The organism is Falsirhodobacter deserti (assembly GCF_004015795.1).
GTDB classification, from domain to species: Bacteria; Pseudomonadota; Alphaproteobacteria; order Rhodobacterales; family Rhodobacteraceae; genus Falsirhodobacter; species Falsirhodobacter deserti.
Window position 1 is genome coordinate 440,413 of the sequence record NZ_ML137218.1, and the last position, 21,535, is coordinate 461,947.

Here is a 21,535-nt window from a genome sequence, read left to right on the forward strand (position 1 = left end):
ATCACCGCAGGGGGGCGGCAAGGGCACCCCTGCTATGCCGGTTCCGCCTCGCGCGCGGTCATCATGGCCTTGAAGGCGTCCCGGTCCTGGCAGCGCAGAAGCCAGCGTTGCAGCTTCGGAAACTCCGCGATCAGCGCGGGCACGCCCTGGGCATAGCGGATGCATTCGGCCATGTTCAGATCGGCCACGGTGAAACGGTCGCCGACCAGCCATTCGTGCCCGCCCAGATGCCGTTCCAGCACGGCGAAGGGGCGGCGCAGCTTTTCCGCGCAGATGGAAATCTGGGCCTGCCCCTCCGGCGTGTCGGCGCCGCCATTCGCCAGCGTTTGCAGGATCTCCAGTGCGCAGCCTTCCACGGCAGTGGCGGCCGTCAGGCTCCATTGTCCGATCAACGCCTCTTCGGCCGCGTTCTGCGGGCCCAGCATGCCGCCATACTTGCGCGCAAGGTGCTGCGTTATGGCCAGCGATTCCGTCAGAACCAGCCCGTCATCTTCCATTACCGGGATCTGGCCCAGCGGGTTCAGGACCAGAAACTCCTCCGATCGGGTGTTGAAGGGGGCATCCGCCGCACTTGCATCCGGAAGGCGATAGGCCTGAATGACGGGAAGGTGATTGAAGTTCATCCCGATCTCGTCCAGCAGCCACAAGGGCCGCGACGTGCGGGAGCGGTAGACGCCATAGATGGTCAGCATTGGATTCTCCTCGATGCAGGTGCAGCCAAGCACGATAGGGGGGCCATAGAAAGACGGAAGGCCCGGATTTTTACATGTTCACAATCCGGTTTCACCGCAGGCATAAGGCGGATGAAGAAGGAGCCACCCCATGCAGATGACCCGAGCTTCCCATATCCGCGCCACGCTGGTGCTGGGCCTGCCGCTGATCGGCAGCAACATCGCGCAGATGCTGCTGCATGTCACAGATTCGGTCATGATGGGCCGGTACGGGGTGGAAGAGCTTGCGGCCGTGGTGCTTGGCACCTCGTTGTTCTTCGTGACCTTTATCCTTGGATCAGGCTTCGGGCAGGCGGTGATGCCGATGGTTGCATCCGCGCTGGGCCGCGGGGACGAGGCGCAGGTGCGGCGCGACGCGCGCATGGGGCTGTGGCTTTCCATCGCCTATGGCGCGCTGACCTATCCGCTGTTCTGGAACTCTGGCGCGTTGCTGCTGGCGCTGGGCCAGAACCCCGAGGTGGCGAAGCTGGCGCAGGATTTCCTGCGCATCGCGGGGGCGGGGATGATCCCCGCGCTGCTGGTGATGGTGCTGAAAAGCTATCTGGCGGCGCTTGGCCGCACGCGGGTGGTGCTGTGGTCAACGCTGGCGGCGGTGGCGCTGAACATCGCCGTGGGCTGGCCGCTGATCTTCGGGCATTTCGGACTGCCCGAAATGGGTGTGCGCGGTGCAGCCATTTCCAGCCTGTTCGTGCAGGCGCTGAACGTGGGTGTGCTTGGCAGCTATGCCGCGCGCCGGCACGATCTGCGCCGGTACGAGCTTTTTGCACGCTTCTGGCGCCCTGACTGGCCGGCGCTGGTGCAGGTGGCCCGTCTTGGCGCGCCCATCGGCCTGACCGGACTGGCCGAGGCGGGGCTGTTTCAGGCCACGGCCATCATGATGGGCTGGATCGGCACGATGGAACTGGCGGCGCACGGGATCGCGCTGGAGGTGTCGGCCTTGTCCTTCATGATCCATCTGGGGGTTGCCAGCGCGGCAACGATCCGCGTGGCCCGTTTCCACGGGCAGGGCAACATTCCGGCCATGCGCACGGCGGCGCGGGTGGCCATCGGCATCTCGGTCGTGGTGGGGGCCGTGGTGGTGGCGATCTACCTGACGCTGCCGCAAACCATCATCGGACTGTTCCTTTTCGATGGCAAACCCGACACGCCCGCCATCATCGCCTATGGCACCGGCCTTCTGGCGCTGGCGGCGCTGTTCCAGTTCGCCGATGCGATGCAGGCCATCGCGCTGGGCCTGCTGCGCGGGCTGAAGGATACGCGGGTGCCGATGGTGCTGGCCGTCATCAGCTATTGGATCATCGGGTTGCCGGCTGGATATGTGCTGGGCTTTCCGATGGGGCTGGGCGGGCAGGGGCTGTGGCTGGGCCTGGTGGTGGGGCTGGCGGTGGCCGCGGTCCTGCTGATGACGCGCTTTTGGCGGCTGGCACCGGGCCGGCCGGGTGCCACGCCCGTGGCCGCGACCTCCCCCTGATTGTGCGCCGGACGGGCATTGCCTATAAGCGGGATCGACAGCTTGCCTGAAGGACCGCCATGCCCACCGATATGTCCCCCATGGAAAAGGCGAAGTTCGCCGCAGCCAAACGTTCCGTCGATTTCGTGACCGACGGGATGAAGATCGGCCTTGGCACCGGATCGACCGCCGCGTGGATGGTCCGCTGCCTTGCCGAACGTGTTCGCGAGGAGGGACTGAAGCTTACCTGCGTCGCCACTTCCACCCGCACTGCGGAACTGGCGCGCAGCCTTGGGCTGACCGTCGTGACGCTGGATGAAGCCAAGTGGCTGGACCTGACCATCGACGGGGCAGACGAATTCGACAGCAACCTGTCGCTGATCAAGGGCGGCGGCGCGGCGCTTTTGCAGGAAAAGATCGTGGCCACCGCATCCGACCGGATGATCGTGATCGCCGATGCCGCCAAGCGCGTCGCCGCGCTGGGGGCCTTTCCCCTTCCGGTGGAGGTGATCCCCTTCGGCTGGTCCGCCACCGCGCGCCTGATCGAAGAGACGCTGGCAGGGCAGGACGTCCTGGGCCACGAGGTCACGCTGCGCATGGATGGCGACAAGCCGCTGCGCACCGACGAAAACAACTATATCCTCGATCTGCACCTGAAGCGGATCGGCGATCCGGCCCGCCTGTCTCTGGCCCTCAACCGCATTGCCGGCGTGGTGGAAAACGGTTTGTTCATCGACATCTGCGACACCGTCCTTGTCGGCCATGCCGATGGCCGCGTGGAAACCACCGGGGCCAATGGCCAAAGCGGGGAAGCACGGGTCGATATCGCCGCCCCCGCCAACATCTTTTCCGACCTGGAGGGCTGAGCCATGACATTCGATTACGACCTTTTCGTCATTGGCGGCGGTTCCGGCGGCGTGCGCGCGGCACGTGTGGCATCGGGGGATCACGGTGCGAAGGTTGCACTGGCCGAAGAATACCGGATGGGCGGCACCTGCGTGATCCGCGGCTGCGTGCCCAAGAAGCTAATGGTTTTTGCCAGCGAATACGGCGAAATGGCGCAAGATGCGCAGGTCTATGGCTGGGACATGGACGTGAAGGGCTTCGACTGGTCGCGCTTTCACGACGGCCTTGTGAAGGAACTGGACCGTCTGGAAGGCGCCTATCGCAACACGTTGAAGAACGCGGGCGTGGAAACCTTCAACCAGCGCGCCACGGTGGTGGATGCCCATACGGTCGCGCTGGCCGATGGTAGCACCTTCACCGCCAAGCATATCCTGATCGCCGTGGGCGGGCGCCCCTTCGTGCCGGAATTCGAAGGCTCGGACCTTGCCATCACCTCGAACGAGGTCTTCCACATGGAGGACCTGCCGAAAAAGGCGCTGATCGTCGGGGGCGGTTATATCGCCTCGGAATTCGCCTGCATCCTGAACGGCCTTGGCGTGGAAACGCACCAGTATTACCGGGGCAGCCAGATCCTGCGCGGCTTCGATGACGAATGCCGCAACCACATCGCTTCGCACATGCAGGCGCATGGCGTGCAGATCCGCTGCGGCACCGACATCGTGAAGCTGAACAAGCAGGGCGGCCGCATCCTGGCAACCGCCACCGACGGCACGACCGAAGAATTCGACGTCGTGATGTATGCCACGGGCCGCGTGCCCAACACCGATGCGCTTGGGCTGGCCGGTGCCGGCGTGAAGCTGGGCCTGAAGGGGGAGGTTATCGTGGATGATTACAGCCAGACCTCCGTCCCCTCGATCTTCGCCGTGGGCGACGTGACAGACCGGATCGCGCTGACGCCCGTCGCCATCCGCGAAGGTCATGCCTTTGCCGATACGGTGTTTGGCGGCATGAAGCGGACGGCAGATTGGGACCTTGTTCCTTCGGCCGTGTTCACGCAGCCCGAATTCGGCACCGTGGGCCTGTCCGAAGAGGATGCCGCCGCGCAGTGCCCGATCGAGGTTTACACCACCGCCTTCCGGCCGATGCAGACGCTGTTTGCCGGGCGGCAGGACCGTGTGTTCATGAAACTGGTGGTTTCGGCGCAAACGCGCGTTGTTCTGGGCTGTCATATCGTCGCACCCCATGCGGGCGAGATGATCCAGCTGGCGGGCATCGCGGTCAAGATGGGCGCAACAAAAGAGGATTTCGACCGCACCGTGGCCGTTCATCCCTCCATCTCGGAAGAGCTGGTAACGCTGCGCAAGCCTGTCCGGACAGCTTGATTTTCGGGTCAGGATGACCAATTTGGCGGAAACGTGAAGAAGGGAAAGCGGGTTCATGTCGAACGGAGGGCCGTGGGGCGGCGGCGGAGGGGGCGGACAAGATCCGCGCGACGATCGCAATAACGAAAACAAGGGTGGGCGCCGGCCGGAAGGCAACAGCCCCGATGTGGACCAGTTGTTCCGCAAGGGACAGGACCAGCTGCGTGTCATTCTTGGCGGACGCGGCGGGCGCACCGGCGGATCGCCCACGGGCGGGGCAGGCGGCGTGCCGCCGCGCCTGATCGTGCTGGGTATTGCCGTGGTGCTGGCGGTGATGTGGGCCTTTGCCTCCATCTATACCGTTCGTCCCGAACAGCGTTCGGTCCAGCTTTTCCTTGGACAGTTTTCCAAGATTGGCCAGCCGGGCCTGAACTTCGCGCCGTGGCCGCTGATCACAAAAGAGGTTGTGGAGGTAACGGGGGAACGCAGCACCGAGATCGGCGTCGGACAGCTGGGTGACTTCGACACCGGCCTGATGCTGACGCAGGACCAGAACATCGTGGACATCGCGTTCCAGGTGGTCTGGAACGTGTCCGATCCGGCTGCTTTCCTCTTCAACCTTGAAAACCCAGGCGAGACGATCCGCGCCGTGGCCGAAAGCGCCATGCGCGACATCATCGCGCGGTCGAACCTCGCGCCCATCCTCAACCGTGATCGCGGTGCGATTGCGAATGAACTTCTGGGTGCGGTTCAGGGCACGCTCGACAGCTATAACGCCGGCATCAACGTGATCCGGATCAACTTCGACCGCGCTGACCCGCCAAGCGAGGTGATCGACAGCTTCCGCGAAGTGCAGGCCGCGCAGCAGGAACGTGCGCGTCTGGAAAACGAAGCCGAAGCCTATCGCAACCGCGTGACGGCCGGTGCACGGGGTGAAGCCGCCCGCGTGACCGAGGGTGCCGAAGCGTATCGTGCGCAGGCCGTGAACTCCGCGCAGGGTGAGGCGAGCCGCTTCAACTCGGTGTACGATCAGTACATCACCGCGCCGGATGTCACCCGTGAACGGATGTATCTGGAAACCATCGAAGAAGTGCTGGCCGGCGCCCGCAAGACGATCCTTGACGGCGTCACGGGTGAAGGGGGCGTTGTGCCTTACCTGCCGCTTGACCAGTTCGGACGCGGGCAGGCGCAACCGCAAAACCAGCAACAGCAGCAGGGAGGGGCCAACTGATGGCACGTGCGATCTATATCCTTCCGGCGCTTATCCTGTTGGCCGTGGCGGCGCTGTCCTCCATCTATATCGTGGATGAACGTGAAAAGGCGCTGGTTCTGCAGTTCGGCCAGGTGAAGGCCGTCCGCGAGGAGCCGGGCCTCGGCTTCAAGATCCCGGTGATCCAAGAGGTCGTGCGCTATGACGCCCGCATCCTTGGCCTTCAAACGCAACCGTTGGAAGTAACGCCCGCCGATGAACGGCGCGTGATCGTGGATGCCTTCGCCCGCTGGCGCATCATCGATCTGGTGGAATTCCGTGAAAGCGTCGGCAATGGCGGCATCAACACCGCCCAGATCCGGCTGGAGCGGATCATGACGGCCGCCATCCGCGAGGTTCTGGGTAGCGTCAATTCCGACCGCGTTCTGTCGGAAGACCGTATCCCGCTGATGGTGCAGATCCGCGACATCGCACGCCGCCAGTCGGCCAGTCTCGGGATCGAGGTGATCGACGTTCGCCTGACGCGCACGGACCTGCCGCAGCAGAACCTTGCCGCCACCTATGCCCGCATGCGCGCCGAACGTCAGCGCGAAGCGGCGGACGAGATCGCCCGCGGGAACGAGGCGGCGCAGCGCATCCGTGCGGCTGCCGACCGCGAAGTGGTCGAGGTGACCTCGGCCGCCAATGCGCAGGCGGAGGTGATCCGCGGTCAGGCCGAGGCCGAGCGGAACCGCATCCTTGCCGAAGCCTACACGCGGGATGCGGAATTCTTCGCCTTCTCCCGCTCGCTCCAGGCGTATCGCAATGCCCTCACGACCGAGGATACATCGATCGTGCTGACGCCGGATTCGCAGTTCTTCCGGTATCTAGACGGATCGCGTCCCACCGCACCCTGATCGCAGCAAGGCCGCCTTCGGGTGGCCTTCTTCTTGTTACAATCTCTCACACCCTGTTTACGCGGCGCGACGGGTGTTTGCATTGCGCCACAGGCCACCTACCTGCCATGTCAGACAAACCGAAGGGGCATGATGTCCGTTCGCTTGAAGACCAGAAAGGAACACGGGGTGCCGTTCAACGTCATGTCCTCCAATCGCAAGCGCAAGATCCTCCGTTCGGCACTGGCGCTTAGCGTGGCCAGTTCTCTTGCATTCGGTTCGCTTCCGCTGACCGCGGTGCCGGTCGCTGCACAGGACGCGCCGGCAAGCTTCGCCGACCTGGCGCAGGAAATCAGCCCGGCCGTTGTCAACATCACCACCACGACGACCATCGCGGCCAACAGCGGACGCGGCCCGATGTTCCCCCAAGGATCGCCGTTCGAGGAGCTTTTCCGCGACTTCATCGACCCGCGCGGCCAGCAACCGCAACAGCCCCGACGCTCCGAAGCGCTCGGCTCTGGCTTCATCATCTCGGAAGACGGGTATATCGTCACGAACAACCACGTGATCGAGAATGCCGATGACATCCAGATCGAGATGTTCTCGGGCAAGACGCTGAAGGCCGAACTGGTCGGCACCGACCAAAGCACCGACATTGCGCTTCTGAAGGTGCAAAGCGACGAGCCGCTGCCCTTCGTTCCCTTTGGCGACAGCGACCACATGCGTGTGGGCGACTGGGTGCTGGCGATGGGCAACCCGCTGGGGCAGGGGTTCTCGGCCTCGTCCGGGATCGTATCGGCGCGCAACCGGGCCCTTTCGGGCACCTATGATGATTACATCCAGACCGATGCGGCGATCAACCGCGGCAACTCTGGCGGGCCGCTGTTCAACATGGACGGGGAGGTCATCGGTGTGAACACCGCGATCCTGTCGCCCAATGGCGGCTCCATCGGGATCGGCTTCTCCATGGCGTCGAACGTGGTGCAGAAGGTCGTGGACCAGCTGCGCGAATTTGGTGAAACGCGGCGCGGCTGGCTGGGCGTGCAAATCCAGGACGTGACCCCCGACGTGGCCGAGGCGATCGGCCTTGAACAGGCCGAAGGCGCGCTGATCACCGATGTGCCCGAAGGTCCGGCCCGCGAAGCGGGCATGCAGGCGGGCGATATCGTCACGTCCTTCGCCGGGCAAGAGGTGCGCGACACCCGTGATCTGGTGAACCGTGTTGCCGATGCGCCGATCGGCGAATCCGTTCCCGTGACCGTGCTGCGCGATGGCCGCACGCAAACGCTGAACGTGACGCTGGGCCGCCGCGAAGACGCCGAGGCTCGCGCTGGCGGCGGCGGAAGCGCAACGCCCGAACAGCATCGCGAAGGCGAGATGCTGGGCCTGAACGTTGCTCCCCTGAACCCGCAGATGGCGCAGGAACTGGGCCTCAACCCCGGCGCCGAGGGCCTTGCCATCACCGGCGTGGACGAAATGTCCGAAGCGTTCACCAAGGGCGTGCGCGCCGGCGACGTGATCACCGAAGCGAACCAGCAGCCAATCAGGAGCGTTGGCGATCTGGAGACGCAGATCACCGCCGCACGCGACGCAGGTCGCCGGTCGGTCCTGCTGCTGATCCGGCGCGACGGGCAGCCGCGCTTCGTGGCACTGCCGATAGACACGCAGAACTGATGCCGCGGCCGCCCTTCGGGGCGGCCGTTTCCGTTCATCTCCACCGGAACAAGCCCAAGGGCCTGCGCGGCGGGCCAGGTCAGTCGCTCGTCATCACGCCCGAAGATGGCTTGGTATTTGCGGACGGCCTCGCGGGTTGCGGGGCCGTTGCGTCCATCCGCCGCGCCGTCGTAAAGATCGCGGGCGGCAAGGGCACGCTGCAGTTCCGTCACCCGCTCGGTCGTCAGGTCATCCTTGCACAGGATACGGATGCGGGCGGTGTCCGGGCCGTCCCAGCACTGGCCTTCCGGCTCTTCTCCCTTCGGGGTGCCGGTCAGGACGGGGTTCTGCGGGTCGGGCACGTCGGGATAGCTGGCGCAACCGGCAAGTAACAGAAGAAGAAGAACGCGGCGGATCATCTGGGGCCTCCTTTGTGCCTTGTTGTGCCGCAAAGCGGGGGCTGCGGGAAGCCCGCTCTCTGGCATCCGGCGGCTGTATCCCCTATGTCAGGGCGCAGGCATTCACGCACGAGGATCCCATGGCGAAGATCACCTATATCGAACATAACGGCACCGAGCATGTGGTGGATGTGAAGCCCGGCCTGACCGTGATGGAAGGCGCCCGCGACAATGGCGTGCCCGGGATCGAGGCCGATTGCGGCGGCGCGTGCGCCTGTTCGACTTGCCACGTCTACGTCGATGCAGGCTGGGTGGAACGCCTGCCCGCCAAAGACCCGATGGAAGAGGACATGCTGGATTTCGCATGGCAGCCCGACCCCGCAACCTCGCGCTTGACCTGCCAGCTGAAGGTGACGGATGCGATGGACGGGCTGGTCGTGCGGATGCCCGAACGTCAGATCTGACGGCGCTGGCGGTCGATGAAGTCCAGCACGATGGGCCGGATGTTCAGCCGCCAGTGCTTTCCGGCGAAAATGCCGTAATGACCGGCATCAGGTTCCAGGTGCCGTTCCTTAAGCGCGGGGGGCAGGCCCGTCAGCAGATCATGGGCGGCGGCGCATTGTCCGGGCGCGGTGATCCGGTCGCGCTGCCCCTCGATTGTCAGAAGGGGAACGCCGGTGATGCAGGCCATATCCACGGGCGTTCCGGCCAGTGTGAAGGCATTGCGCGCGATCTCGCGGTTCTTGAAGATCCGCTCCACCGTGGAAAGATAGAATTCCGCCGGCAGGTCCATGACGGCAAGGTATTCGTCATAGAAGCGGTTATGGGCGTCGTAATCGGATGCTTCCCCTGCGGCCACGCGGCGGATCTGGTCGGTGAAGGATTCCGCGTGCCGGTCGGGGTTGATGGCCATGAAGCCAGCAAGCTGCATCAGGCCGGGGTAAACCGCGCGGCCCGCGCCCCGATACTTGTGGCTGACCTGCTGGATGGCCCGATCTTCCAGCAGCCCCATGTTCACGCGGTGGCCGAAATCCGTCACCTCGGTCGGACCGGCATCGGGATCGATGGGCCCGCCGATCAGGATCAGTCCGGCAGGCTGGGCATCGGGATCGTCGGCAGCAAGACAGGCGGTGGCGGCAAGCGTCAGCGGAGCCGGCTGGCAGATGGCGATGACATGCGTTTCCGGGCCCAGCAGGCGGATGAAGTCGGTCAGGTAAAGGGTATAAGCCTCGATGTCGAAGCGCCCTTCGGCCAGCGGCACGTCGCGCGCGTTCTTCCAGTCGGCCACGAATACCTCGGCATCGGGCAGCAGGCTGGCCACCGTGGACCGGCACAGCGTGGCGTGATGGCCCGACATGGGCGGAACCAGCAGGACGCGCCGTTTCATGGGCGCGCGGCGGCGGACGTTGAAGTGGATCAGGTTGCAAAAGGCCCGCTCTTTCAGTGTTTCGATATCGACAAGGTGATCCGTGCCGTCATCCATCGCGATGGAGCGGATGCCCCAGTCCGGCTTCACCGCCATCCGGCTGAAGCTGCGTTCGGCAACGGTGCCCCATGCCTGCGCCCATGCCGCCATCGGGTTTTGCGCGGTTCCCGGCATGGGATAGGACGCCATGGCCGACACCGTGGCCCCCATCCAGCGCTGCGTGATGCGCAGGCTTTCCATCAGGTCATACCCTGTCGTATGTTCCATGCCATACCCTCCGGTCCGGCCAATGCCGCGCCGCAGAATAAGCCTGGCGAGGCTGCATGACAACGGATCCCGTTCCCGATCAGCTTACAGGCAATCTTGCCCGCCTGAACCAGCTTTGCGGGCGCATTGCAATGCTGCTTGCCGCCCGCCCGATGCCCGAGCCGTCGCTGATCGCACCGGTGGAGTTGTTTGCCAAGGCCGCTGCTGCATGGACGGGGCAGGGGGCGGTGCAGGATCCCCCTGCCGACCAGTTGCGCGCCATCGCCCTTGCCGCCACGGGGCTGGAGGATGCCGAACGCCAGCGGTTGCTTTGGCTTGCCGATCAGGTGGCCGAGATGCTTTCCCCCGCCAACAGCCTGATGACCAACACCGAAGCGCAGGCCGAGGCGGTGCGCAGCCAGGGGGCCAGCCTTGTGCGCGGGATGGAAAACCTGCTGGCCGATCTTGAAGCTGCGCGCCATCCGCAGATCCCGCTTTCGGCAGGCTACCTACCCGGACGGGATCTGGCGCTGACGCCGGGGCAGGTCGTGCTGCGGACCGAGGTGATGGAGCTGATCCGTTACGCCCCGCAGACGACGCAAGTGCATGCGCGCCCGCTGCTGATCGTGCCACCATGGATCAACCGCTTTTACGTTCTGGATCTGCAACCGCGCAACAGCATGGTCCGGTGGCTGGTGGCGCAGGGGTTCACCGTGTTCATGATCAGCTGGCGCAACCCGCAGGCAGCCCAACGCGATCTGGGGATCGAGGCGCATGTGCAGGCCATCCTTGATGCGGTCGCTGCGGCGCGGCGGGAGACGGGGGCCGATCAGGTGCAGGCGGCGGGGTACTGCATCGGCGGCACTGCGCTGGCGCTGGCGCTTGGCGTGCTCGGCCGCCGGGGAGAGGCGCCCGTCGCCTCGGCCACGTTGATGGCAACGCTGATCGATTTTTCCAACCCCGGCCCCATCGGGATGTACCTGGCCGAGGAAATGGTCGCTGCCGTTCAGCGGCAGGCTGCGGCCGAAGGGGTGTTGGACCGCGCCTTCCTGAACCGCGCCTTTGCCTTCCTCCGCCCGAACGAACTGGTGTGGAGGCCGGCGGTGCGACGCTACCTGATGGGCCGGAACCTGCCGCGCCATGATCTGCTTTACTGGAACGGAGATGGCACCAACCTGTCGCAACGCATGGTGCATGACCTGCTGCGGCGGCTTTATGGGGAAAATGCCTTCGTGAACGGGATAAATGTGCTGGATGAAACGGTGCGCCCGTCCGACCTGCGCCTGCCGGTCTTCGCCGTGGCCTGCGACAAGGATCACATCACCGGCTGGCAGGCCTGCCAGCGGGGGGTGGAAATGACGGCCAGCACCGACCGCACCTTCGTGCTGGCAGAGGCGGGGCATGTGGCCGGCATCGTCAACCCGCCCGCCAGCGGCCGTTACGGCTTCGATCTTGGGGGTGAACGACATGCGGGATCGTGGTGGCCGCTTTGGTCCGGATGGCTGGACGCAAGGGCAGGGGGAATGACGGACGCAGCCGCCTTTGAAGGCGGGCTTGGGCCTGCGCCCGGCCCTTACGTGTGCGACACTTGGCCTTCGGCCGGCGAAGTGATAGATGATGCGGCAAAAGCGCACAGGTCAGCCTGAAGGAGCCAGCCGATGAGCCTCTCATCCGATCCCTCCGGTCCCGAAGAACAGGGGGGCGCAGCTTTCTTTTCGGCATCTGCTCCCCTACTCTCCCCCGAATCGAGGGGGAGAAGGACGCGTATGGCCGATACCGACACGCCGCTGCTGATCAAGCGCTACGCCAGTCGCCGTCTTTATAACACCGAAACGAGCGATTACGTCACGCTGGAGGATCTGGCCCGGTTCATTCAGGCCGGACGCGAGGTGAAGGTTGTCGATCTGAAGTCGGGCGATGACCTGACGCGCCAATACCTGCTGCAAATCATCGCCGAGCATGAGACGAAGGGCGAAAACGTCCTGCCCATCAACGTGCTGACGGACCTGATCCGCAGCTATACCGGCAAGACGGACTCGGTGGTGCCGCAGTTTCTGGCCGCGTCTTTCGCCATGCTGCAAAACAATCAGGCTGCCATGATGGAACATCTGGGCCAGTCAGGCTTCAACCAGGTGCCGGGGTTCGATGCGATGCGCAAGCAGCAGGACGCCTTCATGCGATCCATGCTGCGCGGCTGGTCGCACGCCGAACCCGAAAAGGCGGAGGGTGATCTGGACGACATCCGCCGCCAGCTGGCCGAGCTTCAGGAAAAGCTTTCCCGTCTTTAACGGATGGACTGCAACGCTGCAGCCGCCAGCAGCGCGGCAAGGGACAGGGCGCCAAGCATGCCACTGGCTGTTGCAAGCGCGATCGTCGCACCTGCGGCGGCGATGACGAAGCCAAGCAGCGCGGCGAAGGTGGGCAGGGGCATGACGATCCTCCGGTGCTGTCATACGTGAACGGCTGTTGGTGGGACAGGTTCCGCCACTGGAAAATGTTCTGTTAATGTTCTATGATCGGGCATGGACCCGAAGGATGAAACGCTTCTGCCCGGCCAACGTGTGCGGGCCCGTGGTGCAGGCAGTAACGCTGCCGGCCGCTACGAGGCAACCTCGCGACTGGCCTTCGATGACGGCTGGGACATCCCCGAAGATGACCGGCTGCTGAAAACCGAGCTGCGGCTGGAACGTCCGCGATCGGCCATCACCTACAACCGCTCTCCCGATTTGCCGTTCGACAGGTCGATCAATCCCTATCGCGGGTGCGAACATGGATGCATCTACTGCTTTGCCCGCCCCACGCATGCGTGGCTGAACCTGTCGCCGGGGCTGGATTTCGAAACCAGGCTGATCGCGCGCCCCGGTATCGCCGCCGTGCTGGAGCGGGAGCTTCGCGCCGCACGCTATGATCCGCGCCCCATCGCGCTTGGCACCAATACCGATCCGTATCAGCCGGTGGAGGCCGAACATCGCATCATGCGCGAGGTGCTGGAGGTTCTGGCCGCTTTCAACCATCCTGTGGCCATCGTGACCAAAGGCGCCATGATCGAACGGGATCTGGATATTCTTGCCCCGATGGCGGCAAAGGGGCTGGCACGGGTCGGCATTTCGGTCACGACGCTGGATGCGGGGCTTGCGCGGCGGCTGGAACCGCGGGCCGCATCGCCTGCGCGGCGACTGGGGGTGATCGGGCGGCTTGCGGCGGCCGGGGTGCCGGTGCGGGCAATGGTCTCGCCCGTGATCCCGGGGCTGACCGATCCGGAACTGGAGGCGATACTTGAAGCTGCCCGCGACACGGGGGCCACGGCGGCAAGCTGGATCATGCTGCGGCTGCCGCTGGAAGTGTCGCCCCTGTTCCGCGCATGGCTGGAGGAGCATGTACCGGACCGTGCCGCCAAGATCATGGCGCGGGTGCGAGAGGTGCATGGCGGCAAGGATTATGACCCCGAATGGGGCCGCAGGATGCGCGGGCAGGGGATCTGGTCCGACCTGATCGGCCAGAGGTTCGACAAGGCGGTCCGGCGGCTGGGGCTGACCGTGCCGCAACCGCCCCTGCGCACCGATCTGTTCGCGCCGCCGCCGCGGGCGGGCGATCAGCTTTCGCTGTTCTGATCGGCCAGCTGGGCCTTCGCCTCGATCTCGTACTCGGCCAGCTTTGCGCGGATCTCCGGCTCGCTTGCGTGGCCGCGCAGATCCTCGACCAGCTTGCGGACAACATCCTCGTGCCCGGCCTCCTGAAAGTCGGCACGCACGACCGAAGCGGCGTATTCCTCGGCCTCGGCCCCTGTCATGCCCTGCACATCGGCAGCCCATGCACCAAGCAGGCGGTTGCGCCGCGCTTCGGCGCGGAACTGCTTGTCGGCATCGCGGGCATATTGCGTTTCAAAGGCGCGGGCGCGGTCGTTCAGGTTTGTCATGATCATCCTCCTTTGCCAGTCAAGATGGGCTTGGCAGGGGGGCGAACAAGTGCGTGCCCTTGCGACGCAACGCCGCTTAACGTATATCGCTGGGGATGGAGAGGGGCGGCCTTGCGCCGCCCCCTCCGCGTTTATGAATTTGGGGAAATGATGGCACGGCGCAAGAAGGTCTATGAAGGCAAGGCCAAGATCCTCTTCGAAGGCCCCGAGCCGGGAACCCTGATCCAGTATTTCAAGGACGAAGGTGTCGATGATGGCGAACGCCCCGAAGGGCGCGGCGTTCTGAACAACCGTCTGTCGGAATTCTTCATGTCGGGGCTGAACAGCGTCGGCGTTCCCACGCATTTCATCCGCCGCATCAACATGCGCGAACAGCTTGTCCGCATGGCCGAGATGCTGCCGCTGGAGATCATGGTCCGCAACCACGCCTCCACCGGGCTTTCGGATCGGCTGGGCATTCCCGAAGGCACGCCGCTGCCGCGTCCGATCGTGGAATACTATCTGAACGATGAAAAGCTGGGCAAACCGCTGGTGGCCGAAGAACATGTGGTCGCCTTTGGCTGGGCGAACCAGCAGGATCTGGACGACATCGTGGCGCTGATCCTGCGCGTGAACGATTTCCTTTCGGGCGTCATGCTTGGCGTCGGGGTTCGGCTTGCCGATTTCCGCGTCGAGGTGGGCCGTATCTGGGAAGGCGATTTCATGCGCCTGATCATTGCCGACGAAATCACGCCCGACAACTGCACGCTGTGGGACCTGCGCGGTCAGGATGCCGAGGGCAACCTGCGCGACCCCGGGCCGCTGCCCGACATGCCCACCGAACTTGCACGGCGCTTGGGGGTTCTGCCTTCCAACGTCACGCATACCCTTAAACCGACGCTCATCAACTGAAGGTGCCGCCGATGAAAGCCCGCGTTCACATCATGCTCAAGGACGGTGTTCTGGACCCGCAGGGCGAGGCCGTTCGCCATGCCCTTGGAACGCTTGGTTTTGCCGGCGTCGAAGGCGTGCGTCAGGGCAAGGTGATCGAGCTTGACCTGGCAGCGACCGACAAGGCCGCCGCCGAGGCCGAAGTGCGCCAGATGTGCGAAAAGCTTCTGGCGAACACCGTGATCGAAAAATACACGGTCGAGATCGCCTGATCAGGACACGAAGGGCGGCGGGCGAAATCCCGCCGCTTTTTCGATTCCGCCTTCGGTTGTTGGCCGATCTTTGATACCTCTGGACACCTGTACAGGGGAACTCAGGCCATGAAGACGCATTCGATGCCGGAGGTTCCGGCGCAATCCGATGACATGCAGGGCACGTTCGTGAACTTCGCCCCCGCGCCCGACCTTCAGCGAATATCGCCGCTGGATGCCGAAACCGCGAAGATGCTGGACACGCATCTTCGCGCCATCGACACCGTCCGTATCCGCGTTCTGGGTGATGACCGCAGCGTATGCGAGGCGGTTGAGGCGCATATCCTGTCGCGCGGCATGGGGGTGGAGGTGTCGCTGTCCGAACAGATGATCCCGCCGCCGCGCAATCGGTACGTGTTCCGGTATGACGGCCGAATGGCCATCCTGACCATCGCACCCGACTTGCCCTGATCAGGCCCTGCGTGACAGCGGCGACGGCATCGATCGCCAGTTCAAGCGCGAATGCCGAGTGCAGGATGAAGTTCCACACCTACCAGCCATGGCGGGCGGGCACTTCAACAAGGCCGAAGCTGCGGATTATGAGCGGCCTCAGCCAGCCACTTCAGCGATACTGTCCAAAGCCATGTGAAGCATCAACGGGACGAAAGCCACGGCGATGAAGGGCGTGATCCGCCAACCTGCCAATCGCGCGGCCAGCCACACCGCGGCGCACAGGGCGGCCCAGAACCGGGGCCGGTGGAAGGCGAAGTCAGGGATCTACCGGTCGTTGACAGGATGGGACCCCACCAGGCCAAGGTCCGGCAGGGCCGATGTTACAAGGCCGGTGACCATCAACGCGCGGCGATGCACCTTCCGGCGGGTTGCCGTGTCAGCAGGTATCCCGCGGGAAGGTGGACGATGAACATCGCACCTCAACTTTCAAGGAAGATGCGCACAGTTTCCTCGAATTCCCGCGGGGAGTCTGCGTGAAGCCAGTGGCTGGCCTCCGGCAGTTTCACCATGCGAAAACGGGGGAACAGGTTCCGGATGACGGGGCGATGTTCGGCCTGGACATAGTCCGACCGCCCGCCCGCCACGAACAGCGTCGGGCCATCGAAGGGGCCTGTCGCGCCGGGCCAGCCCAGAACCTTCGGCATCTCGCTTTCCAGCACGTCGAGGTTGAGCTTCCAGCGCGGCGGCTCCGCCTTCAGGTCCAGCGATTGCAGGAAAAAGGCGCGCAGGCCGGCGTCATCCTCCAGCGCGGCCATGCGGCGATCGGCCTCGCCCCGCGTTTTAAGATCCGTCAGATCCAGTGCGCACATGGTGCGGATGTGCTGGCGCTGGTCATGGTCATAGGGGACGGGCGCGATATCGGCCACCACCAGGCGCCGGACCAGATCGGGCTGCGTCAGCGCCAGATGCATCACCGTCTTGCCGCCCATCGAATGGCCCAGCAGGTCGGCCTTGCCGCCATTCGCGCCGATCACCTCGGCGATATCCTCGGCCATCTCGGGGTAACCGTGGACATCCGCGCGGAAGCTGTCGCCGTGGTTGCGCTGATCCACCGCGATCACGTTCCGCCGCTCCGCAAGGTTGCGCGCGATGGAGTTGAAGTTGCGCCCAAGCCCGAACAGGCCATGCACGATAACAAGGGGCAGGGCGTCCGAAGGCACTCGGGCCGGATGAAAGATGGTGTTCAGCATCATGAAAAAGGGGGCCGAAGCCCCCAATCCCTTACAGGTTCGGATAAAGCGGGAAGCGGGCGCACAGGGCCTGCACCTCGGCGGCGACCTTCGTCTCCACCTCGGCATTGGCTTCGCTGCCATTCGCGGCAAGGCCGTCCACGACTTCCACGATCCAGTCGGCGATCTGGCGGAACTCCGCCTCGCCGAAGCCGCGGGTGGTGCCTGCGGGCGCACCCAGACGAATGCCCGAGGTCACGAACGGCTTTTCCGGATCGAACGGCACGCCGTTCTTGTTGCAGGTGATGTGGGCACGGCCAAGGGCTTCCTCGGCGGCTTTGCCCGTCACCTTCTTGGGACGCAGGTCGGCAAGGCACAGGTGGTTGTCGGTGCCGCCCGAAACGATGTCGATGCCGCCCTTCATCAGCTGGTCGGCCATGGCGGCGGCATTTGCCTTCACCTGCGCCGCATATTGCTTGAACTCGGGGCGCAGCGCTTCACCGAAGGCGACAGCCTTGGCGGCGATGACATGCATCAGCGGGCCGCCCTGAAGGCCGGGGAACACGGCAGAGTTGATCTTCTTGGCGATTGCCTCGTCGTTCGACAGGATCATGCCGCCGCGCGGGCCGCGCAGGGATTTATGCGTGGTGGTGGTGACAACATGCGCATGCGGCACGGGCGAAGGGTGCACGCCACCCGCCACAAGCCCGGCGATATGGGCCATGTCCACCATCAGATAGGCGCCGACCTCGTCCGCGATCTTGCGGAATTCGGCCCAGTCCCACACGCGGCTGTAGGCGGTGCCACCGGCAACGATCAGCTTCGGCTTGTGCTCGCGGGCCTTGGCGCGGATGTCGTCCATGTCCAGCAGCTGGTCCTGCTGGCGCACGCCATAGCTGACCACGTTGAACCACTTGCCCGACATGTTCACGGGCGATCCGTGCGTCAGGTGACCGCCCGAGTTCAGGTCGAGGCCCATGAACGTGTCGCCCGGCTGCAGCAGCGCAAGGAACACGGCCTGGTTCATCTGGCTGCCGGAGTTCGGCTGCACGTTGGCGAAGTTCGCGCCGAACAGTTGCTTCGCACGCTCGATCGCAAGCGTTTCGGTCACGTCAACGTGCTGGCAACCGCCGTAATAGCGTTTGCCGGGATAGCCTTCGGCGTACTTGTTCGTCAGCACCGAACCCTGCGCTTCCAGCACGGCCAGCGAAACGATGTTTTCCGAAGCGATCAGTTCAATCTCGTCGCGCTGGCGGCCAAGTTCGTTCGTGATCGTGCCGAAAAGATCGGGATCGCTGTCGGCAAGCGATTTGGTGAAATAGCCGGCGTCGATATGCGGGGCGGTCATGGGTGCTCTCCTGCGCTTCCGTTGGCGGGTGTTTATCGCAGGTGGGCCGGCGCCGGAAGGCCCATCGCCATTCCGGTGCTTGAGTTTTCTGAATGCAGGACGCAAGACTGGTTTATGATCCCGCAGCCCCGAATGTATTTCACCGCCAGCACAAGCCCTGCCGCCACCGGGGCCCTGGATGAACTGACGCGCCGCTACGGCCAAACGCCGCTGGAGGAGGCCGACGTCATCGTCGCCCTTGGCGGCGATGGTTTCATGCTGGAAACGCTGCACAAGCTGAAGGGGCGGAACCTGCCGGTTTATGGCATGAATCGCGGCACGGTCGGCTTTCTGATGAACGTCTTTTCCCCCGAGGATCTGCCCCGGCGGCTGGCCGAGGCCGAGGAGGAGATCATCAACCCCTTGTCGATGCGGGCCCGAACCGTCAGCGGCGACATCCGCGAAGAGCTTGCCATCAACGAGGTCAGCTTCCTGCGGCAGGGTGCGCAGGCGGCGCGGTTGCGGATTTTCGTTGATGGAAAACTGCGGCTGGAAGAACTCGTTTGCGACGGCGCGATCATCGCAACGCCGGCGGGGTCGACGGCCTACAACTATTCCGCGCACGGGCCGATCCTGCCGATCGGGTCGGACGTGCTGGCGCTGACGGCTGTTGCGCCGTTCCGCCCGCGCCGGTGGCGGGGGGCCTTGCTGCCCAAGACCGCCGTCGTGCGGTTCGATGTGCTGGATCCGGCCAAGCGACCCGTGATGGCCGATGCCGATGGCCGGTCCGTGCGCGATGTGGTGTCGGTGGAGGTGCTCTCCCAGCCCGCGATCTGTCACCGGATCCTGTTCGATCCGGGCCACGGGCTGGAAGAGCGGCTGATCCGCGAACAGTTCGTCTGATCAGCCGTATTGCGACACGGCGGTGCCAGCGATGGCCGCCATGTTCAGAAGGCCGCGTGCCGTCACGGCGGGGGTGACGATATGGGCGCGGTTGCCCATGCCCATCAGTAAGGGCCCCACCTCCAGCGCGTTCGCCTTCATCTTCAGAATATTGCGCACGCCGGATGCGGTGTCGGAATTGGCAAAGACCAGAACGTTCGCGGCACCTTCGAACCGGCTGGCGGGGAACAGCCTTGCGCGCGATGCCTGATCCAGCGCCGTGTCGATATGCATCTCGCCCTCGTAGGCGAAATCGACCCCTTTCGCGTCCAGGATCGCCAGTGCATCGCGCATGCGGCGGCCCGAGACGTTGTCGAGGTTGCCGAACTGCGAGGATGAACACAGCGCCACCTTCGGTTCGATCCCGAAGCGGCGCACATGGCGCGCCGCGCCCATCACCGTTTCGGTAATCTGTTCGGCCGTCGGCTCGGAATGGATGTGGGTGTCGCCGATGAACAGCGGCCCGTCTTCCAGGATCATCAGGCTCAGCGCGCCGACGGGGTGAAGGCCGTCATGGGCAAGGATCTGCTCGATGATGGAAAGGTGCGTCAGGTATTGGCCGAATGTGCCGCAGATCAGGCTGTCCGCCTCGCCGCGGTGCACCATGGTTGCGGCAATGGCAGTGGTGTTGGTGCGCATGACCGAACGGGCAACATCCGGCGTCACGCCGCGCCGCGCCATCAGGTTGGCATAGGTTTCCCAATACAGGCGATACCGCGCATCGCTTTCGGGGTTCACGATCTCGAAGTCCACCTCGGGACGGATGTTCAGGCCCGCGCGTTCGGCACGCATCGCCACGACTTCGGGACGGCCGATCAGGATCGGCTTGTCGGTCGTTTCCTCCAGCATGGCATTGGCTGCGCGGAGCACGCGTTCATCTTCACCCTCGGCGAAGACGATGCGGCGCGAATGCTGGGCCGAGGCTTCGAAGACCGGACGCATGATCATCGACGACCGGATCATCGAACTGTCGAGCCCGCGCTTGTAGGCGTCCAGATCCTCGATCGGGCGCGTCGCGACGCCGCTTTCCATTGCGGCACGGGCCACGGCGGTTGCCACCACGCCCATCAGGCGCGGATCGAACGGTTTCGGGATCAGGTAGTTCGCCCCGAAGGTCAGCTGCTCACCCGCATAGGCGGCGGCTGCCTCGGCGCTGGTGGTGGCGCGGGCAAGGGCGGCGATACCCTCGATGCAGGCGATCTTCATCTCGTCGTTGATCGTGGTTGCGCCCACGTCCAGCGCACCGCGGAAGATGAAGGGGAAGCACAGGACGTTGTTCACCTGGTTCGGGAAATCCGACCGCCCCGTCGCGATCAGCGCCCCGGGGGACGCTTCGCGCGCAACTTCGGGCAAAATCTCGGGCGTGGGGTTGGCCAGCGCGAAGATGATGGGCCGTTCGGCCATCTTCGCGACCATCTCGGCCGTCAGCACGCCGGGGCCGGACAGGCCAAGGAACAGGTCTGCACCGTCGATCACGTCATCCAGAGTGCGCTTGTCGGTCTTTTGGGCGTATTCGGCCTTTTGCGGCGTCATCTCCTCGGTCCGGCCTTCATGGACCAGGCCGGCAATGTCGCAAAGCCAGACGTTTTCGCGCTTCACACCCAGCTTCAGCAGCATGTTCAGGCAGGCGATGCCCGCCGCCCCGCCGCCGGTGGAAACAACCTTGATATCCTCGAACCGCTTGCCGGACACGTGCAGCGCATTGGTGGCTGCCGCACCCACCACGATGGCAGTGCCGTGCTGGTCGTCATGGAAGACGGGGATGTTCATCCGCTCGCGGCACAGCTTTTCCACGATGAAGCAATCGGGCGCCTTGATGTCTTCAAGGTTGATCGCGCCGAACGTCGGCTCCATCGCGCAAACGATATCGGCCAGCTTGTGCGGATCCGGTTCGTTCAGCTCGATATCGAAGCAGTCGATATTGGCGAATTTCTTGAACAGGACGGCCTTGCCTTCCATTACCGGTTTCGACGCCAGCGCTCCGATATTGCCAAGGCCCAGCACCGCAGTGCCGTTGGACACCACCGCCACAAGGTTCCCGCGCGAGGTGTAGCGGCTTGCATCCTGGGGATTCGCCTTGATCTCCATGCAGGCTTCGGCGACGCCGGGGGAATAGGCCAGCGACAGGTCGCGGCCATTGGCCAGCGGCTTGGTGGCCCGCACCTCAAGCTTTCCCGGTCGCGGGAATTCGTGATAGTTCAGCGCTGGGTGGCGGGTCTTGTCCTGCCGCTGGTCTTCCATGGCATCCTCCGAAAACTGGTTTAATGTTAAACCATTTCTGCGCTTTCACAAGCCGCGCTTGCATCCCGGCGGCCCTGCGCCCAAACTTGTGCAAAGCTACGGAGCATGCA

21 protein-coding genes and 1 pseudogene are annotated in these 21,535 nt (G+C 64.4%); 14 read left to right on the plus strand and 8 right to left on the minus strand.

Annotated elements, in window-relative coordinates:
• Positions 1–32: 32 nt before the first annotated feature.
• Positions 33–692 (minus strand): glutathione S-transferase family protein, encoded by a 660-nt coding sequence (locus JX25_RS02235; RefSeq protein WP_128253493.1) that lies wholly within the window; start codon positions 690–692, stop codon positions 33–35.
• 136 nt (positions 693–828) lie between these two features.
• On the opposite strand from JX25_RS02235, the gene JX25_RS02240 reads away from it, so the two are divergent.
• The 6 genes from JX25_RS02240 (at position 829) to JX25_RS02265 (ending at position 8,147) form a co-directional block, all read left to right on the plus strand.
• Positions 829–2,202, plus strand: a complete 1,374-nt coding sequence (locus tag JX25_RS02240) for an MATE family efflux transporter (RefSeq protein ID WP_128255145.1) — start codon at positions 829–831, stop codon at positions 2,200–2,202.
• Between the two features lie 59 nt (positions 2,203–2,261).
• Entirely contained in the window at positions 2,262–3,047 is a 786-nt protein-coding gene (gene rpiA / locus JX25_RS02245) for a ribose-5-phosphate isomerase RpiA (RefSeq protein WP_128253494.1), read from the plus strand.
• A 3-nt stretch (positions 3,048–3,050) separates the two neighbouring features.
• A complete protein-coding gene (gorA, locus tag JX25_RS02250) occupies positions 3,051–4,409 on the plus strand; it encodes a glutathione-disulfide reductase (protein ID WP_128253495.1) in 1,359 nt (452 codons plus the stop codon).
• A gap of 55 nt (positions 4,410–4,464) precedes the next feature.
• The gene (gene hflK / locus JX25_RS02255) at positions 4,465–5,619 is read left to right on the plus strand and encodes an FtsH protease activity modulator HflK (RefSeq protein ID WP_128253496.1); all 1,155 of its coding nucleotides are present in this window, start codon (positions 4,465–4,467) and stop codon (positions 5,617–5,619) included.
• A complete protein-coding gene (gene hflC / locus JX25_RS02260; protein ID WP_128253497.1) occupies positions 5,619–6,494 on the plus strand; it encodes a protease modulator HflC in 876 nt (291 codons plus the stop codon). Before hflK ends, hflC begins: the two co-directional genes overlap by 1 nt.
• A gap of 183 nt (positions 6,495–6,677) precedes the next feature.
• Complete coding sequence (locus JX25_RS02265) at positions 6,678–8,147, plus strand: DegQ family serine endoprotease (protein WP_128255146.1); 1,470 nt, start codon at positions 6,678–6,680, stop codon at positions 8,145–8,147.
• Positions 8,148–8,302: 155 nt separating this feature from the next.
• Here JX25_RS02265 and JX25_RS15320 read toward each other — a convergent pair.
• A pseudogene (locus JX25_RS15320) lies at positions 8,303–8,611 on the minus strand (hypothetical protein); the annotation flags it as partial.
• A gap of 53 nt (positions 8,612–8,664) precedes the next feature.
• On the opposite strand from JX25_RS15320, the gene JX25_RS02275 reads away from it, so the two are divergent.
• Complete coding sequence (locus JX25_RS02275) at positions 8,665–8,988, plus strand: 2Fe-2S iron-sulfur cluster-binding protein (RefSeq protein WP_128253498.1); 324 nt, start codon at positions 8,665–8,667, stop codon at positions 8,986–8,988.
• Here JX25_RS02275 and phaZ read toward each other — a convergent pair.
• Positions 8,979–10,217: a polyhydroxyalkanoate depolymerase gene (gene phaZ / locus JX25_RS02280; RefSeq protein ID WP_128253499.1), complete on the minus strand. Its 1,239-nt coding sequence runs from the start codon at positions 10,215–10,217 to the stop codon at positions 8,979–8,981. The two genes, JX25_RS02275 and phaZ, sit on opposite strands and share 10 nt — an antisense overlap.
• Positions 10,218–10,273: 56 nt before the next feature.
• On the opposite strand from phaZ, the gene JX25_RS02285 reads away from it, so the two are divergent.
• Positions 10,274–11,842 carry a PHA/PHB synthase family protein gene (locus tag JX25_RS02285; protein WP_128253500.1) on the plus strand — a complete coding sequence of 523 codons (1,569 nt, stop codon included), beginning with the start codon at positions 10,274–10,276 and terminating at the stop codon, positions 11,840–11,842.
• Between the two features lie 120 nt (positions 11,843–11,962).
• Complete coding sequence (gene phaR / locus JX25_RS02290) at positions 11,963–12,484, plus strand: polyhydroxyalkanoate synthesis repressor PhaR (protein WP_128253501.1); 522 nt, start codon at positions 11,963–11,965, stop codon at positions 12,482–12,484.
• Here the strand turns inward: phaR and JX25_RS14725 are convergent.
• On the minus strand, positions 12,481–12,627 hold the full coding sequence (locus tag JX25_RS14725; RefSeq protein WP_164876035.1) for a hypothetical protein: 147 nt from the start codon (positions 12,625–12,627) through the stop codon (positions 12,481–12,483). The genes phaR and JX25_RS14725 overlap by 4 nt on opposite strands.
• A 91-nt stretch (positions 12,628–12,718) precedes the next feature.
• Between JX25_RS14725 and JX25_RS02295 the strand changes: the two genes are divergently transcribed.
• On the plus strand, positions 12,719–13,807 hold the full coding sequence (locus JX25_RS02295; RefSeq protein ID WP_128253502.1) for a PA0069 family radical SAM protein: 1,089 nt from the start codon (positions 12,719–12,721) through the stop codon (positions 13,805–13,807).
• On the opposite strand, the gene JX25_RS02300 is transcribed toward JX25_RS02295, so the two are convergent.
• Complete coding sequence (locus tag JX25_RS02300) at positions 13,789–14,112, minus strand: DUF1476 domain-containing protein (protein ID WP_128253503.1); 324 nt, start codon at positions 14,110–14,112, stop codon at positions 13,789–13,791. The two genes, JX25_RS02295 and JX25_RS02300, sit on opposite strands and share 19 nt — an antisense overlap.
• Positions 14,113–14,262: 150 nt before the next feature.
• On the opposite strand from JX25_RS02300, the gene JX25_RS02305 reads away from it, so the two are divergent.
• The 3 genes from JX25_RS02305 (at position 14,263) to JX25_RS02315 (ending at position 15,704) form a co-directional block, all read left to right on the plus strand.
• On the plus strand, positions 14,263–15,003 hold the full coding sequence (locus JX25_RS02305; protein ID WP_128255147.1) for a phosphoribosylaminoimidazolesuccinocarboxamide synthase: 741 nt from the start codon (positions 14,263–14,265) through the stop codon (positions 15,001–15,003).
• A gap of 11 nt (positions 15,004–15,014) precedes the next feature.
• The gene (purS, locus tag JX25_RS02310; RefSeq protein WP_128253504.1) at positions 15,015–15,254 is read left to right on the plus strand and encodes a phosphoribosylformylglycinamidine synthase subunit PurS; all 240 of its coding nucleotides are present in this window, start codon (positions 15,015–15,017) and stop codon (positions 15,252–15,254) included.
• 108 nt (positions 15,255–15,362) lie between these two features.
• Complete coding sequence (locus tag JX25_RS02315) at positions 15,363–15,704, plus strand: hypothetical protein (protein ID WP_128253505.1); 342 nt, start codon at positions 15,363–15,365, stop codon at positions 15,702–15,704.
• Between the two features lie 461 nt (positions 15,705–16,165).
• Here JX25_RS02315 and JX25_RS02320 read toward each other — a convergent pair whose 3' ends face one another.
• Positions 16,166–16,936 (minus strand): alpha/beta fold hydrolase, encoded by a 771-nt coding sequence (locus JX25_RS02320; protein ID WP_128255148.1) that lies wholly within the window; start codon positions 16,934–16,936, stop codon positions 16,166–16,168.
• A gap of 31 nt (positions 16,937–16,967) precedes the next feature.
• Positions 16,968–18,263: a serine hydroxymethyltransferase gene (gene glyA / locus JX25_RS02325; RefSeq protein WP_128253506.1), complete on the minus strand. Its 1,296-nt coding sequence runs from the start codon at positions 18,261–18,263 to the stop codon at positions 16,968–16,970.
• A 114-nt stretch (positions 18,264–18,377) separates the two neighbouring features.
• Between glyA and JX25_RS02330 the strand changes: the two genes are divergently transcribed.
• Positions 18,378–19,145, plus strand: coding sequence for an NAD kinase (locus JX25_RS02330; RefSeq protein ID WP_128253507.1), 768 nt, complete (start codon positions 18,378–18,380; stop codon positions 19,143–19,145).
• Here JX25_RS02330 and JX25_RS02335 read toward each other — a convergent pair whose 3' ends face one another.
• Positions 19,146–21,425 carry an NADP-dependent malic enzyme gene (locus JX25_RS02335; protein ID WP_128253508.1) on the minus strand — a complete coding sequence of 760 codons (2,280 nt, stop codon included), beginning with the start codon at positions 21,423–21,425 and terminating at the stop codon, positions 19,146–19,148.
• Positions 21,426–21,535: the final 110 nt, after the last annotated feature.